The organism is Rhodanobacter sp. GW835-FHT13D09 (genome assembly GCF_058793995.1).
In genome coordinates this window covers 42,536-56,572 of record NZ_JBXAGL010000006.1, presented here as the reverse complement: position 1 = coordinate 56,572, position 14,037 = coordinate 42,536, and the positions used below count along the sequence as shown (strand labels likewise).

The window sequence follows — 14,037 nt, the reverse complement described above, 5'->3', positions numbered from 1 at the left end:
GCCCGCTGCATTGCCGGTGCGGCGGGCCGGTGACTGGGGGGGACGCTAGCGCATCCTCACCACTTCACGTCGAAGCTGATGCCGAAGGTGCGCGGATCATTGTAATTGGCGAGCCTGAGGTTGCCGAAGCCCGGACCGAAATCGATGAGATTGTCGATATGCTCCTTGTCGGTCACGTTCTTGGCCCACAAAGCAACCTCGCCCGTGGCGGCGCCGAGATTGATATCCCCCAGCGCCAGGCGCGCGTTGAGGACGCCGTAGCTCTTGATGCGGGTGTTGGCGGCCAGCTGCGTCGGCGGGTTCACCGGCGTCAGCGGGTAAACATACATGTAGAACGGACTGGTGAAGCGGTAGTCCAGGCTCACGCGCCACGTGCCGTAGGAGGTGTGCAGCAAGGTGTCGTCCAGCGTGAAGGCGACCGTATTGCGGGGCACGAACTGCACGGAGCGGTTGTTCGCCACGTTCACGCCGAGCTGCATGAACTTGTCGAACTTGGAGTGGATGTAGCCGTAGTTCAGGCCGAGCGTCAGGTCATCGGTCGCGCGGACGCGTGCCTCGAGCTCGAAGCCTTCGCTGTGCGAGCGACCCACGTTGAGCACGGTGGAGCCGGACGAACCCTGCGCGGTGAACACCACCTGTTGCAGGTTGTTGACGCGGTTGTAGAACACGTCCGCATTCAGCGTGGCCCGGCCACCCCACAGGGTGTTCTTGGTGCCGAGCTCGAAGCTGTTCTGCGTCTGCGGCCTGTAAGGCGTGATCGCGTCCTGGACGTTCTGCGCCTCGCCGTTGAAGCCGCCGCTCATGAAACCCTTCGCGTAGCGCGCGTAGACCATGCTGTCGGCCGCAAGCTTGTAGCTGAGGCTGAGCGCCGGCGTGGTCGCTCCGAAGCTCGCCCGTGCCGCCGTGCCGGCGGGAACCAGCACCAGGCCGTAGTTGGCAAGTTCCTCGAAGCGGCTGGTGCGTTTCTGTTCCTCGGTACGGCGGATGCCGGCGGTGAGCGTGAGACGGTCCGTCAGCTTGTAGTCCACCTGGCCATACGCCGCGCGCGAGCGCGTGCCGTAGCCGTAGTTCTCGTTGTAGTCCGCCTGGCCGAAGAAATAGGTTTGCGGGTTGTTGGAAAAGCCGCTGTCCTTGAAGTAGTACAGGCCGGCCACCCAGTCCCAGCGCCCCACGCTGCCGAGATACTGCAGCTCGTGCGAGACCTGGTGGTAGCGCGAATTGTTCTCGGTCTGCGCGAACAGGATCGGCGAGCCATCGAGGTCAAGCGCATCGTGCCAATGCATCTGACGATAGGCGCCGATGTATTTCAGCGTGCCGACATCGCCGAGCTTCCAGTTGACCGTCAACGAATGACCGTTGACGTTCATCTGTTCGCGCATCGGCGAATCGACGCTGACGCCGGAGGTCTGGCGGCCATTGCCGTAGACCTGGATGCCGGGTATGCCGAAGATCTGCTCGACCTCCGAATGCACCGGCTGGAAGAACAGCGAGGTCTGCTTGACGTTGGTGTGGTCGAACCGGTAATTGAGGGTGAGGTCGTCGGTGGCGTCGTATTCCAGACCCAGGTAGGTCTCGCTGTTGTGGCGGTTGTTCAGCCGCGGCTCGGAACTCCCTGGCGTGGTCTTGATCCAGCCGTCGCGACGTTCCACGCGCGCCCCCACCGTGGCCTTGAGCTTGCCGAAGGCCGGCAGGTCCAGCACCGCCTTGGCCACCCTGGCGCCGTAGTTGCCAATGCTCACCGAGGCGTCGCCGGTGAACACGCCGCTGGGCCGCGCCGTGATCAGGTTGACCGCGCCGGCCATGGTGTTGCGCCCGAACAGGGTGCCTGAGGGCCGCGCAGCACCTCGACGCGCTCGAGGTTGAGCAGGTCGAACACGTTGCCCGCGGTCTTGCCCATGTAGACGCCATCGACGTACATGCCCACCGGCGTATCCCAGTAGAGCGCGGGATTGACCTGCACCGAGCCGCGGATGGAGACCATCGAGGACGTGGCGCTGCCCGGTTCGCTCACGATGGTGAGGTTCGGCGCTGCCGCGCTGAGGTCGGACAGGTTGTTGATGCCGCGCGCCTCGAGCTGGGACTGGTCGATGGCCGTGACGGATACCGGCACGTCTTCTAGCTTCTGGGTGCGACGCTGTGCCGTCACCACCACTTCTTTCAGCACCACGGTTTTCTTGGCGGGCGGCTCGGCGTCGGCCTGCTGTGTGGCTGCCGACGGCACGGCCGCGTCGCCAGCGGCATCCAGGGCCACAGCCGGCAAGGCCACAAGTGCCTGACCGATGGCGGCGGCAAGCAGGCACATACGCAATCCGGAACGGAAATGCTGGCTCATCGATGGGTTCCCCGGTCACCGTCGGCGTCCTGCAGCACCGTGACCTCGGCTGGATGGCCCGCACACTCCGGCAGGCATGCTCGCAGCATGCGTCACGCCGCCATGGCCCAAATCGTCCGAAAGGATTAGTCACGCACGACCCGGCAGCGGCCCGTGGTGCCGCGCCCGCGCCACCACGGCGGCAGTTCTATCCGATGTCCGCGCCCAACCAGGCGACGCTGTTGAGGAACATGCGCACCAGCTCGGTCTGCCGGCGCACGCCGGTCTTCGAGAAGATCGAACGCAGATGCGCGCGGGCGGTGTTGCGGCGGATGTTCAGCGACTCGGCCGCCTCTTCCAGCGAAAGCCCGTTGGCGAGCTGGATCGCCAGCGCGGTTTCCGCCGGCGTGAGCTGGAACAGTTGCTGCGCCAGCCGCATCGGCGGATGCGCCTTGCCCTCGATGTCGCGCACGAACACGGCCACGCTGGGGCGGTGCTTGCCTTCGGTCCACTCATCGGGCGATACCGGCTGCACCACCAGGCCCCAGCTGAGCTGTCCCGAGGGCCGGTTGACCGACATCGCCTCGGTCAATTCGGTGAGCGCGGCATGCGAGCGCGCCATCGCGTTGCGCACCAGTTGCTGCAGCTTGCGGTTGTCGTTGGCGTAGGTGGCCTCGAGCTGGCCGCCCACGATGCGCAGGCCATCGTGCAGGTCGAGGATCGCGCTGGCCGCCGCATTGCATTCGACCACCTTGCCGCGCTCGTCCAGTACGATGGCGCCGACCATCAACTGCGCCATCGCGCGGCCGTACAGGCTGGTGAGCTGACGGTCGCGGTTGACCGAGAGATAGGCGTCCAGCGCCTGGCGCAGATGCGGCAACAGGCGTTGCCCCGTTTCGATGTCCGTGGCCGAGAACGCCGGCGCCGATTCGGGCCGGGTCACGCGGAAGCCGTAGATGCTGCCGGCGCGCGTGGCGAGGTTGGCCGCCATCACATGGAACACGTCGTGCGGCGCGCACCATTGCTGGTAGTAGCTGTTGGCGCGCCATTCGGCGAGCGAAAGCACGTCGGTGTTGGTGACGAGCTGGCCCGGCGGCAGGTCGCTGAAGGGACTGACCGAACCCAGCGGATTGTTCGGATCGAGCGGGCCATGGTCGCTGGCCACCGAGACGATCAGGCCCGGGTCGCCCTCGGAGGCGTGGCGCACGATCAGCGAAACGAAGTTGGCCGCCAGCTCGCGGCGGATCGCCTCCAGGCCCGCCGTCCACAAGGTGGGATCGAGCGCCGCCTCGTAGACCACCTGCACCAGCTGGCTGAAACGCTCGACCGTCAGCGCACCGCTCGGCCCGGCGAGCGCGGCGGCAAGGGTCTCGCGATCGGGCGCGGGTGGTTCCGGGGCGTGCATGTTTTTCATGGCGAACCTGAGTCTAACCGCCGCGGATGCTCCCGAGCATGCCAGAACGGGAATTTCCGGCAAGCGCCAATCGGCACCCCATCAGTCGAGTTCGAACAAGCCCGCCGCGCCCATGCCGCCGCCGATGCACATGCTGACCACCGCGTACCGCACGCCACGCCGCCGCCCTTCGATCAGCGCATGGCCGGCCAGGCGCGCGCCCGACATGCCGAAGGGATGGCCGATCGAGATCGCGCCGCCGTCGACGTTGAGCCTGTCGTCCGGGATGCCCAACTGCTCGCGGCAGTAGAGCACCTGGCAGGCGAAGGCCTCGTTGATCTCCCACAGGCCGATGTCGGCGACGTCCAGTCTGTGGCGCTGCAGCAATTTCGGTATCGCGAACACCGGGCCGATGCCCATCTCGTCGGCGGCGCAGCCAGCCACTGCGAGGCCGCGATACGTGCCCAGCGGCGCGAGGCCGCGACGCTGCGCCTCGCCGCGGCTCATCAGCACCGCCGCGGAAGCGCCGTCGGAAAGCTGCGAGGCGTTGCCCGCGGTGACGAACTCGCCCTGTGCCACCCATTGCCCGTTCTTCCATACCGGCTTCAGCGCGGCGAGGCTCTCCAGCGTGGTATCGGGCCGGTTGCCCTCGTCGTGCTCCAGCGTGACTGCCTGCGTGCCGGTGACGTTGCCTTCCTTGTCGAAGAGCTGCTTGACCGTGGCCAACGGCACGATCTCGTCGGCGAAGCGCCCGGCCCGCTGCGCCGCCGCCGTGCGCTGCTGGCTCTGCAGCGAGTATTCGTCCTGCGCGGCGCGGTCGATGCCGTAGCGGCGGCTGACGATTTCGGCCGTCTCGATCATCTGGATGTACGCCGTGGGTGCCGCCGCCAGCACCGCCTGCGACTGCGCGCGGTAGCTGTTCTTGTGCTTGTTCTGCACCAGCGAGATCGACTCCAGCCCGCCAGCCACGGCTACGCGGTATTCGCCCAGCATGATCGCCTTGGCGGCGGCGGCGATGCTGACCAGGCCCGAGGCGCACATGCGGTCGATGGTCATGCCGCCCACGCTCTCCGGCAACCCGGCGGTATAGGTGCACAACCGGCCCAGGTTGTAGCCCTGGGTGCCCTGCTGCGCGGCGATGCCAAGGATCACGTCGTCGACCTCGGCGCCGTCCACGCCGGCCTTCGCCAGCGCGGCGCGGATCACGTGGCCGCCCAGCACCGGTGCCTCGGTGTCGTTGAACGCGCCACGGTAGGCCTTGCCGATCGGGGTGCGCGCGGTGGAGACGATCACCGCATCGTTGCTGTTGCTCATGGCTGCGCCCTCATGCCTCGAAATAGAGCCGGCTGATCGTGTCGACCACGCAGCCCGGCTTGTCGGAACCCTCGATCTCGACGGCGAGGCGCACGGTGGCCTGCACGCCGCCATCCTTCAGCGCTTCCGCCGCCAGCACTTGGCCGCGGCCGCGCACGCGCGCGCCGGCTCGCACCGGTGCCGGGAAGCGCACCCTGTCGCAGCCGTAATTCACGCCCATCTTCAGCCCGCGGTACGCCACCAGTTCCGGCAGGAAGCGGTTGGCCAGGCCCAGGGTGAGGTAGCCGTGCGCGACGCAAGCGCCGAACGGCCCCTGCGCCGCGCGCACGGGATCGACATGGATCCACTGAAGGTCGTCGGTGGCCTCCGCGAAGAGGTCGATGCGATGCTGGTCGAGCACCACCCAGTCGGTGGTGCCCAGCTCGCTGCCGACGGCGGCCAGCACCGCGGCGACAGAATCGAAGGTCGTCGCCATGGTTCAGGCCCGCTGCGAACTGACCGAGACCACTTCGCCGGTCATGTAGCTGGAATAGTCGCTGGCGAGGAAGATCATCACGTTGGCCACCTCCCAGGGTTCGGCGCCACGGCCGAACGCCTCCTTCGAGGCAAGCTGCGCCAGCAGTTCCTCGCTGGCCGACTTCTTCAGGAAGGCGTGGATCGCGATCGACGGCGCCACCGCATTGACGCGCACGCCGAACTCGGCGGCCTCCAGCGCCGCACAGCGGGTCAGCGCCATCACGCCGGCCTTGGCCGCCGCGTAGTGCGCCTGTTCCTCCTGTGCGCGCCAGCCCAGCACCGAGGCGTTGTTGACGATCACGCCGCGCCCCTGCCCCCGCATCGCGCGCAGCGCCGCGCGCGTCATGCGGAAGGTGCCGGTCAGGGTGATGTCGATCACCTTGTGCCATTCCTCGTCGGGCATGTCGACCAGCCGCTGCGAGGTACCCAGGCCAGCGTTGTTGATCACCACGTCGAGCGCGCCGAGGCGGTCGGCGGCCACCGCGAACATCGCGTCCACCTGGTCCTGCCGGCTGACGTCGCAGAGCTGGCCGTGCACCGCCTGCAAGCCGGTGTCGCGCTTGAGCGCCTCCACCGCCTCGTACAGGCGGCGTTCGTGCACGTCGCTGACCAGCAGCGCGCGTGCGCCTTCCTCGGCGGCGCGTTTCGCTGCGGCGTAGCCGATGCCGGCGCCGGCCGCGGCGGTGACCAGCACCGACTTGCCCTTGAGCAGGCCGTGGGCGGGAACGTAATCGGGGGCGGGGAAATGCGCCATGTCGGCTACTCGCTGGAAGGATGGATGTTGGGCGCGCCGAAGTAGGCGCGCATGTGCGCAATGCGCCCGGCCGCGTCGAAGTCGAACACGTCGATCGGGCGGATCGAGACGGGCCGGCCTTCGTGCACGAAGTCCACGCGGAAGGCGAAGGCGCATTCGCGCGTGGCGACGCGGATCTCGCCCTCCAGCGCCACCGCCAGTGCCATCGAGGTGCTGACGGCGTAGAACGCGCGGATCGCCGCACGCCCGCGCTTGGGCGGCGAGCCGATCGGGTCCTCCACCACGGCATCCCTGGCGTACAGTGCCACGATGGCTTCGAGGTCGCCCGTGTTGAGGGCTCGCACGTAGGCATGCACTACCTCCACCATGTGCTGCGCGTCGTCGGATTTCATCGCGCCGCCCGGACTTCGCGCGGCATGCCCAGTGCACGCTCGGCGATCAGGTTGAGCTGGATCTCGTTGGTCCCGGCATAGATGGTGTCGGCGCGGCTGGAGAGCCAGAGTTGTTGCAGGCGGCTGCGTGCGGCATCGCCGTCGTCGACCACGTCGCCCGCCGCGCCCAGCACGTCCAGCGCGAGCCGGCCCAGCTCGCGCCGCCAGTTCGACCACGCATACTTGGCGGTATACGCCTCGCGCGGCATCGTGCCGACCGCGGCGCCCAGCACACGCAGCGCGTGGAAGCGCAGCGTCGCCAGCCCCAGCGCCGCCTCCGCGATACGCTGGCGCAGCAGCGGATCGCGCGCCGCGCCGTTGGTGCGGGCCGCGGCGATTACCAGCTCCAGTTCATGGCGGAAATGCGCCTGCTGGCCCAGCGTGGAGACGCCACGCTCGTAGCCCAGGAGCGCCATCGCCACCTGCCAGCCCTGCCCCGGTTCGCCCAGATGCAGCGAACCCTCGGTCCGCGCGCCGTCGAAGAACACCTCGTTGAACTCGGCGCTGCCGGTCATCTGCCGGATCGGCCGGATCGCGACGCCCGACTGGTGCAGCGGCACCAGCAACAAGGTGAGGCCGCGATGCCGCTCCGAGCCTTCCTCGCTGCGCGCGAGCACGAAGATCCAGTCGGCCTCCTGCGCCCACGAAGTCCACACCTTCTGGCCGTCGATCACCCACTCGCCGCTGGCCGCGTCGCGCCGCGCGCGCGTGCGCACATTGGCGAGATCCGATCCGGCGCCGGGTTCGGAATAACCCTGCGCCCAGTATTCGGTGCCGGCACGGATGCCGGGCAGGAAGCGCGCCTGCTGGTCCGGCGTGCCGTAGTCGATCAAGGTCGGGGCGAGCAGTTGTTCGCCGATATGGCCCAGCCGGCCGGGCCCGCCGCCACGCACATACTCCTCGTGGAAGATGAGCTGCTGTCCCAGCGGCAGCGCCGCGCCGCCCGCCGCCTGCGGCCAGCCGATGCCGACCCAGCCCGCCGCGGCCAGTTCCTGCTCCCAGCGCTTGGCCAGCGCGACGTCGAAGCCGGGCACGCCGGGACCATGGCAACCGCGCAAGGCTTCGAAGTCGCCGCGCAGATGCGCGCGCATCCATGCCTGCACTTCGGCCCGGAACGCCGTCTCGGCGGGGTTTTCGAGCAGATTCATGCGGCACCGTCCAGCAGTTGCGCGGCCACGCGCTCGCGCCATGCCGAAGGAGCACCCAGCCGCACGCTGTTGGCCTGGGCACGCTTGAAGTAGAGCTGCGGATCGTATTCGGCGGTATAGCCCACGCCGCCGTGCAGCTGGATCGCCTCCTGCGCGCAGTACTGCGCGGCCTCGGTGGCCGTGCACAAGGCCTGCGCGGCATGGAAGGCCAGCGTGGCGTCGTCGGGACCGGCGTCGGCCATCGCGGCCGCACCGCAGCTCGCCGAACGCGCCGCCTCGATCAGCACCAGCATCTGCGCACAGCGGTGCTTGACCGCCTGGAAATGCGCGATGCTGCGGCCGAACTGCACCCGCTGGGCGACAAAGGCCAGCGTGAGCTCCAGGCATTGCTGCGCCACGCCGAGCTGCTCGGCGGCCAGCGCGATGGCGCCCAGGTCGGTCGCGCGTCGCAATGCCTTGTCCAGCGCGACGCCGCGCAGCAGGCAGGCCGTCGCCGGCAAGCCCACGTCCTCGGCCTGCACGTCGGCGCTGCGTCGGGTGGCGTCGATGGTGCGCAGCGGGCGGACCGAAAGCTTCGCCGTCGACACCGCCAGCAACATCGGCGCGCCAGCGGGATCGCGTGCACACAGCAGCACATCGTCGGCCCATGCGGCGGAACCCACCTGTGGCCAGACACCATCCAGCCGCCAGCCACCGGCGGACTCCGGTGACGCCTTGCCGCAGCCCGCATCGAGCGCCGTCGCGACGACGCGCTCGCCGCCGACCACGGCGGCCAGCAGCGAGGCCCCCGCCGCGCCGATGCCGCGCAGCAGGCCGGCAGCGAGCGCCACGCTGTCGAAATACGGCACGCAGGCGAGGCGCCGCCCCAGCTGTTCCTGGAGCAGCGCCAGTTCCACGTTGCCCAGGCCCAGGCCGCCTTCCTGTTCGGACGCCTGCACGCCGCACCAGCCCTGTTCGACGATGGCTTGCCACAGGCCGCGGTCGAAGCCGTCTGCGCTGTCGGCGGCGGCGCGCATCGCGCGCGAGTCGCAGGCCCCGGCGAGGAAATCCGCCGCCGCCTCGGCGATCAGCCGCTGTTCTTCGCTCGGCAACAGGTCCATGGCGTCAGCTGCCGTAGACCTTCTGCGGCGGCACGGCCTCGGCGAGCAGTCGCCCGACTACCGGCCCCAGCTCGGCCGGCACCCAGCGCGCGCCCTTGTCGACGATCTTGCCGGTGCGCCAGCCGTCGGCCACCGACAACTCGCCGCCCTTCGCCTCGAAGCAGCGGCCGGTGACCTGGGCCGACTGCGTGCTGCCCAGCCACACCACGATGCTGGCGACGTTGAGCGGATCCCAGGCATCGAAACCGGACTCGGGCTTCTTCACCATGTCGGGCATCGCGCTCTCGGTCATCGAGGTACGCGCCGCCGGTGCGAGGCAGTTCACGGTGATGCCGTAGCGCGCCAGCTCGGCGGCCTGCACCAGGGTCAGGCCGGCGATGCCGGCCTTGGCGGCGGAATAATTGCTCTGCCCCACCGAGCCCTGCAGGCCCGCGCCCGAGCTGGTGTTGATGATGCGCGCATCGACCGCCTGGCCAGCCTTCTTCTGGTCGCGCCAGCGCCGGCCCAGCACGTTGGCCAGGCAGAAATGCCCGCGCAGATGCACGCGCATCACGATGTCCCAGTCCTCCTCGCCCAGCGAAAGGAACATGCGGTCGCGCAGCACGCCGGCGTTGTTGACCAGCACCTGCACGTCGCCGAAGGCGGCCACCGCGGCATCCACGATGGCCTGCGCCCCGGCCAGGCCGGTGATGTCGCCGTCGTTCGCCAGTGCGTTGCCGCCCGCCGCCGTCACTTCGGCGGCCACCGCCTCGGCGGCCTCGCGGCGGATGTCGTTGACCACCACGTTCGCACCTTCGGCCGCGAACGCGAGCGCATAGGCGCGCCCCAGTCCGCCGCCGGCGCCGGTGACGATGACGGTGCGTCTGTCGCAAATGCCCATGCCGCTCTCCTCAAAGCCGTTCGATGATGGTGACGTTGGCCTGGCCGCCGCCTTCGCACATGGTCTGCAGGCCGTAGCGGCCGCCGCGCCGTTCCAGCTCGTGCAGCAGGGTGGTCATCAGCTTGGCGCCGGTGGCGCCCAGCGGATGCCCGAGCGCGATCGCGCCGCCGTTGACGTTGGTGCGCTCGTGCGGATAGCCGGTCTCCTTCAGCCATGCCATCACCACCGAGGCGAAGGCCTCGTTGACCTCGACCAGGTCGATGTCCGCCAGCCGCATGCCCGCCTTCTTCAAGGCATGGGCGGTCGCCGGGATCGGCGCGGTCAGGTGCCAGATCGGGTCGTCCGCGTACACGCTGAGGTGATGGATGCGTGCGCGCGGCTTGAGGCCGTAGCGCTTGACCGCAGCCTCCGAGGCCACCAGCACCGCCGCCGCCGCGTCGCAGGTGCAGCTGGAGACCGCAGCGGTGATCTTGGGATACTGCGGGTCGACCGGCTCCAGCGTCGCCATCTTCTCCAGTGTGGTGACCCGCGCCGTCTCGTCCATGCGGAACCCGCCGAACGGCACCACCTCGCGCTCGAAGCGCCCCGCGGCGATCGCCTGCAACGCGCGGTCATGGCTGCTCTTGGCGAACATCTCCATGTCCGCACGACTCACTTCCCAATGGTCGGCGATGCGCTGGGCGGCGTAGAACTGGTTGACCGGCGCGTCGCCGAAGCGCGCGCGCCAACCCGCGCTTTCGGCGAACGGCGTGGTGAAGCCCAGCGGCTGGCCGGCGATCATCGCCGAGCCGATCGGGATGCTGCTCATGGTCTGCACGCCGCCGGCCAGCACCACGTCCTGGGTGCCGCTCATCACCGCCTGCGCCGCGAAATGCACCGCCTGCTGCGAACTGCCGCACTGCCGATCCACCGTGGTGCCCGGCACGTGCAGCGGCATGCCGGCGGCCAGCCACGCGGTACGCGCGATGTCGCCGGCCAGCGCGCCGACGGTATCGACGCAGCCGAAGATGACGTCGTCGTAGTCGGCGGCGGGGATCGCGTTGCGTCCGACGATGGCACGGATCACGTGGGCGCCAAGGTCGGCACCGTGCACGGCGGCCAGCGAACCCTTCTTCCTGCCGGTGGGCGAGCGCAGCGCATCGATGATGTAGGCCTCGGCCATGCTCCCTCCTCAGCCCGCCGCAAAGGTGGCGCCCGCGCCCAGCGGCGCAGCGGCAGCGTCGAGCAGCAGGCTGCCCAGGCGCGCGCGGTGGAACGCGCGGTCACCCCAGGCCGCCTCCAGCACCCAGGCGCGCTTCATGAACATCTGCAGGTCCACCTCCCAGGTGTAACCCATCGCGCCATGCACCTGGATGCCCTTGCGCGCGGCGAGCCAGGCGGCGTCGGCGCAGGCGAGCTTGGCGTGCGAGACGCGCGCGGCGCGGCCTGGTTCGCGCCCAGCGACCGCCGCCGCCGCCCGATACAGCACGGGACGGGCGAACTCGATCCTCGTCACCACGTCGGCCAGATGATGCTTGATCGCCTGGAAGCTGCCGATCGGCTTGCCGAACTGCTTGCGCTGCGCGGCGTAGTCCACCGCCAGGTCGAGCATGCGCTGGGCCAGGCCGATCAACTGGCCGCCGACGTTGAGCGCGGCGCGATCCAGCAACTCGTCCCACAAGGGTTGCGCCGCCGCAGCGTCGAGCACGCGCGTTTCCGCCTTCGGCTGCCACTGCACGTCGGACAGCCGGCGCGAGGCGTCGATGCTGGTCAGCGGCGCGAGTTGCGCCGCGTCGCGGGTCACCGCATGCAGTTCGTCGCCCGCTGCGGTGCGGTGCGGCAACAGCAGCAGGTCGGCCAGATGGGCATCGGCCACCCAGGGGTTGACCGCATGCCCCACCGCGATGCGGCAACTGCCGTCGACCACGCGCGGCAGCCATTGCGCGCGCAGCGCATGACCTTCCGGCAGACCGGCCAGCAGGCCCGAGGCGAGATAGGCGGTGTCGGCAAGCGAATCGGGTATCGCGTAATAGCCCAGCTCCTGGGTCATCAGCGCCCAGTCGATGTCGCCCAGGCCCAGTCCGCCGTCGGCCTCGGGTACCGACAGGCCAGTGAGGCCCTGCTCGGCGATCTTGCGGCGCAGCCTGGTCGAGCGGCCGCTGCCGGTCTCCCACACCTCGCGCAACTGCTCGGGCGGCGCCTCGGTCATGAAGAAGCGGCTGACCGCGTCGCGGAAGGCAATCTGGTCTTCGGTGAAAGTGAAATCCATGCTCGCGCGCTCCGCTCAGCTCTTGGGCAGACCGAGCATGCGCTCGGCGATGATGTTGCGCTGGATCTCGTTGCTGCCGGCGTAGATCGGCCCAGCCTGCGCGAACAGGAAGCCTTCCAGCCACTCGTGCACTTCGGGATCGTCGATCAGCTCCGCTCGCGCGCCCAGGATGCGCATCGCGGTCTCGTGCAGGTCGAGGTCAAGCTCCGACCAGAAGATCTTGTTGGTGCTGGACTCGGCGCCGATCTTCGCGCCCTGCTGCAGCCGCCCGACCGTGTGGTAGGACGCCAGCGTGTAGGCCTCGGCACCCATCCAGGCGCGCAGCACCGCCTCGCGCAGCGTCGGGTCACGGTCGGCCGCGTCGCGGTGGCGGCGGTACAGCTCCACCAGCTTCTGCACGTTGCGCTGGTAGCGCGCCGGCGAGCGCAGCAGCAGGCCGCGCTCGAAGCCGGCGGTGGCCATCGCCACGTGCCAACCCTGGCCTTCCTCGCCCACGCGGTTCTCCACCGGCACGCGCACGTCGTTGAAGAACACCTCGGCGAAGGCCTGCTTGCCGTTCAGCGCCTTGACCGGTCGGATCGTGATGCCCTTGGCGTCCAGCGGCACCAGCAGGTAACTGAGGCCGTGGTGGCGACTGGAGGCCGGGTCGCTGCGGAACAGGCCGAACATCCAGTTCGCGTACAGCGCGCGGGTGGACCAGCTTTTCTGCCCGTTCAGCACGTAGTGGTCGCCGTCGCGGATCGCACGCGAGGCGATCGCCGCCATGTCCGAGCCGGCGTTCGGTTCGCTCCAGCCCTGCGCCCACATGTCGTCGCAGCGCGCCATGCGCGGCAGGAAGCGCGCCTTCTGCGCCTCGCTGCCGAACTCCATCAGGGTGGGGCCGAGCAGCAGGATGCCGTTCTGGTTCACTCGCAGCGGCGCGTCGGCGGCCCAGTATTCCTCCTCGAACACCAGCCACTCGATCAGGCCGCAGCCGCGCCCGCCGAGTTCCTGCGGCCAGGTGACGCTGCTGTAGCCCTGGGCGGCCAGCTCGGCCTCCCACGCGCGGTGCTGCTCGAAGCCATCGCGGGTGTCGTAGCTGGTCAGCGGCGTGCGCGGCACGTGCGTGGCCAACCACGCGCGCACCTCGGCACGGAAGGTCTGCTGTTCGGGGGTGTAGTTCAGGTCCATGCGGCTCCCTTCAGAACTTGGCGTCGCGCTTGTCGACGAAGGCGCGGCGGGTCTCGGCCGAATCCGGGCTCAGGTAGGCCTGCAGGGTGAAGCCCTGCTCCCACCGGTACTTGGCCTCGAGGTCACCGTCCTCGATGCCGCCCAGCGCCTCCTTGGCGATGCGGATCATCGCCGGGCTCTTGGCGGCGATCTTCGCGGCGATCGCCAGCGCAGCGTCGCGCAGATCGCCGCGCGGCACCATGCGTTCGATCGCGCCCAGCCGCAGCGCCTCGGCGGCGCCGACCATCTCGCCGGTGTAGAACAGGTAGCGCGTCTTCTGCACGCCGAACATGCGCTGCAGGTGCGCCGCGCCGCCCATCGCGCCGCGGTCCACCTCGGGCAGGCCGAAACTGGCGTCCTCGGCGGCGATCACGATGTCGGCGGCGCCGCAGATGCCGATGCCGCCGCCGAGCACGAAGCCGTGCACCGCCGCGATCACCGGCACCTTGTTCCGGTGCACCGCCTTGAAGGTGGCGTAGTTGCCGGCGTTGACGGCGACGATCAGGCTCTGGTCGGCGGCCAGTTCCTTGATGTCGACGCCGGCGCAGAAGCCGCGGCCTTCGGCACGGACCACGATGACGCGCACCGCGGGGTTCTCGCCCAGCGCCGCGATCTCCGCCGCCAGCGCCTGCCAGCCGGCGGAGTTGAGCGCGTTGACCGGCGGGCGATCGAGCACCACCTCGGCGACGCCGTTGTGGTGCACTTGGATGGTGAATTGTCCGGACATGGAGTG

General features: G+C 69.3%; 14 protein-coding genes. All 14 read right to left on the bottom strand.

Going from position 1 to position 14,037, the window contains the following annotated elements:
• Positions 1-56: 56 nt before the first annotated feature.
• Positions 57-1,802: a TonB-dependent receptor gene (locus tag AC1Q5A_RS09935; RefSeq protein WP_492700552.1), complete on the bottom strand. Its 1,746-nt coding sequence runs from the start codon at positions 1,800-1,802 to the stop codon at positions 57-59.
• On the bottom strand, positions 1,781-2,332 hold the full coding sequence (locus AC1Q5A_RS09930; protein WP_492700551.1) for a TonB-dependent receptor plug domain-containing protein: 552 nt from the start codon (positions 2,330-2,332) through the stop codon (positions 1,781-1,783). The genes AC1Q5A_RS09935 and AC1Q5A_RS09930 overlap by 22 nt, the downstream gene beginning before the upstream one ends.
• Positions 2,333-2,519: 187 nt before the next feature.
• A complete protein-coding gene (locus tag AC1Q5A_RS09925) occupies positions 2,520-3,725 on the bottom strand; it encodes a helix-turn-helix transcriptional regulator (RefSeq protein WP_492700550.1) in 1,206 nt (401 codons plus the stop codon).
• A gap of 81 nt (positions 3,726-3,806) precedes the next feature.
• Positions 3,807-5,018 carry an acetyl-CoA C-acyltransferase gene (locus AC1Q5A_RS09920; protein WP_492700549.1) on the bottom strand — a complete coding sequence of 404 codons (1,212 nt, stop codon included), beginning with the start codon at positions 5,016-5,018 and terminating at the stop codon, positions 3,807-3,809.
• 10 nt (positions 5,019-5,028) lie between these two features.
• Complete coding sequence (locus AC1Q5A_RS09915; protein ID WP_492700548.1) at positions 5,029-5,493, bottom strand: MaoC family dehydratase; 465 nt, start codon at positions 5,491-5,493, stop codon at positions 5,029-5,031.
• A gap of 3 nt (positions 5,494-5,496) precedes the next feature.
• On the bottom strand, positions 5,497-6,288 hold the full coding sequence (locus AC1Q5A_RS09910) for an SDR family oxidoreductase (RefSeq protein WP_492700547.1): 792 nt from the start codon (positions 6,286-6,288) through the stop codon (positions 5,497-5,499).
• Between the two features lie 5 nt (positions 6,289-6,293).
• Positions 6,294-6,680, bottom strand: coding sequence for a nuclear transport factor 2 family protein (locus AC1Q5A_RS09905; protein WP_492700546.1), 387 nt, complete (start codon positions 6,678-6,680; stop codon positions 6,294-6,296).
• Entirely contained in the window at positions 6,677-7,867 is a 1,191-nt protein-coding gene (locus AC1Q5A_RS09900) for an acyl-CoA dehydrogenase family protein (RefSeq protein ID WP_492700545.1), read from the bottom strand. Before AC1Q5A_RS09900 ends, AC1Q5A_RS09905 begins: the two co-directional genes overlap by 4 nt.
• Entirely contained in the window at positions 7,864-8,967 is a 1,104-nt protein-coding gene (locus AC1Q5A_RS09895) for an acyl-CoA dehydrogenase family protein (RefSeq protein WP_492700544.1), read from the bottom strand. Before AC1Q5A_RS09895 ends, AC1Q5A_RS09900 begins: the two co-directional genes overlap by 4 nt.
• A gap of 4 nt (positions 8,968-8,971) precedes the next feature.
• Positions 8,972-9,847 carry an SDR family oxidoreductase gene (locus AC1Q5A_RS09890; RefSeq protein ID WP_492700543.1) on the bottom strand — a complete coding sequence of 292 codons (876 nt, stop codon included), beginning with the start codon at positions 9,845-9,847 and terminating at the stop codon, positions 8,972-8,974.
• A 10-nt stretch (positions 9,848-9,857) separates the two neighbouring features.
• Positions 9,858-11,009, bottom strand: coding sequence for an acetyl-CoA C-acetyltransferase (locus tag AC1Q5A_RS09885; RefSeq protein WP_492700542.1), 1,152 nt, complete (start codon positions 11,007-11,009; stop codon positions 9,858-9,860).
• A gap of 9 nt (positions 11,010-11,018) precedes the next feature.
• A complete protein-coding gene (locus tag AC1Q5A_RS09880; protein ID WP_492700541.1) occupies positions 11,019-12,095 on the bottom strand; it encodes an acyl-CoA dehydrogenase family protein in 1,077 nt (358 codons plus the stop codon).
• Between the two features lie 15 nt (positions 12,096-12,110).
• Entirely contained in the window at positions 12,111-13,265 is a 1,155-nt protein-coding gene (locus AC1Q5A_RS09875) for an acyl-CoA dehydrogenase family protein (RefSeq protein WP_492700540.1), read from the bottom strand.
• 10 nt (positions 13,266-13,275) lie between these two features.
• Complete coding sequence (locus AC1Q5A_RS09870; RefSeq protein ID WP_492700539.1) at positions 13,276-14,031, bottom strand: enoyl-CoA hydratase family protein; 756 nt, start codon at positions 14,029-14,031, stop codon at positions 13,276-13,278.
• Positions 14,032-14,037: the final 6 nt, after the last annotated feature.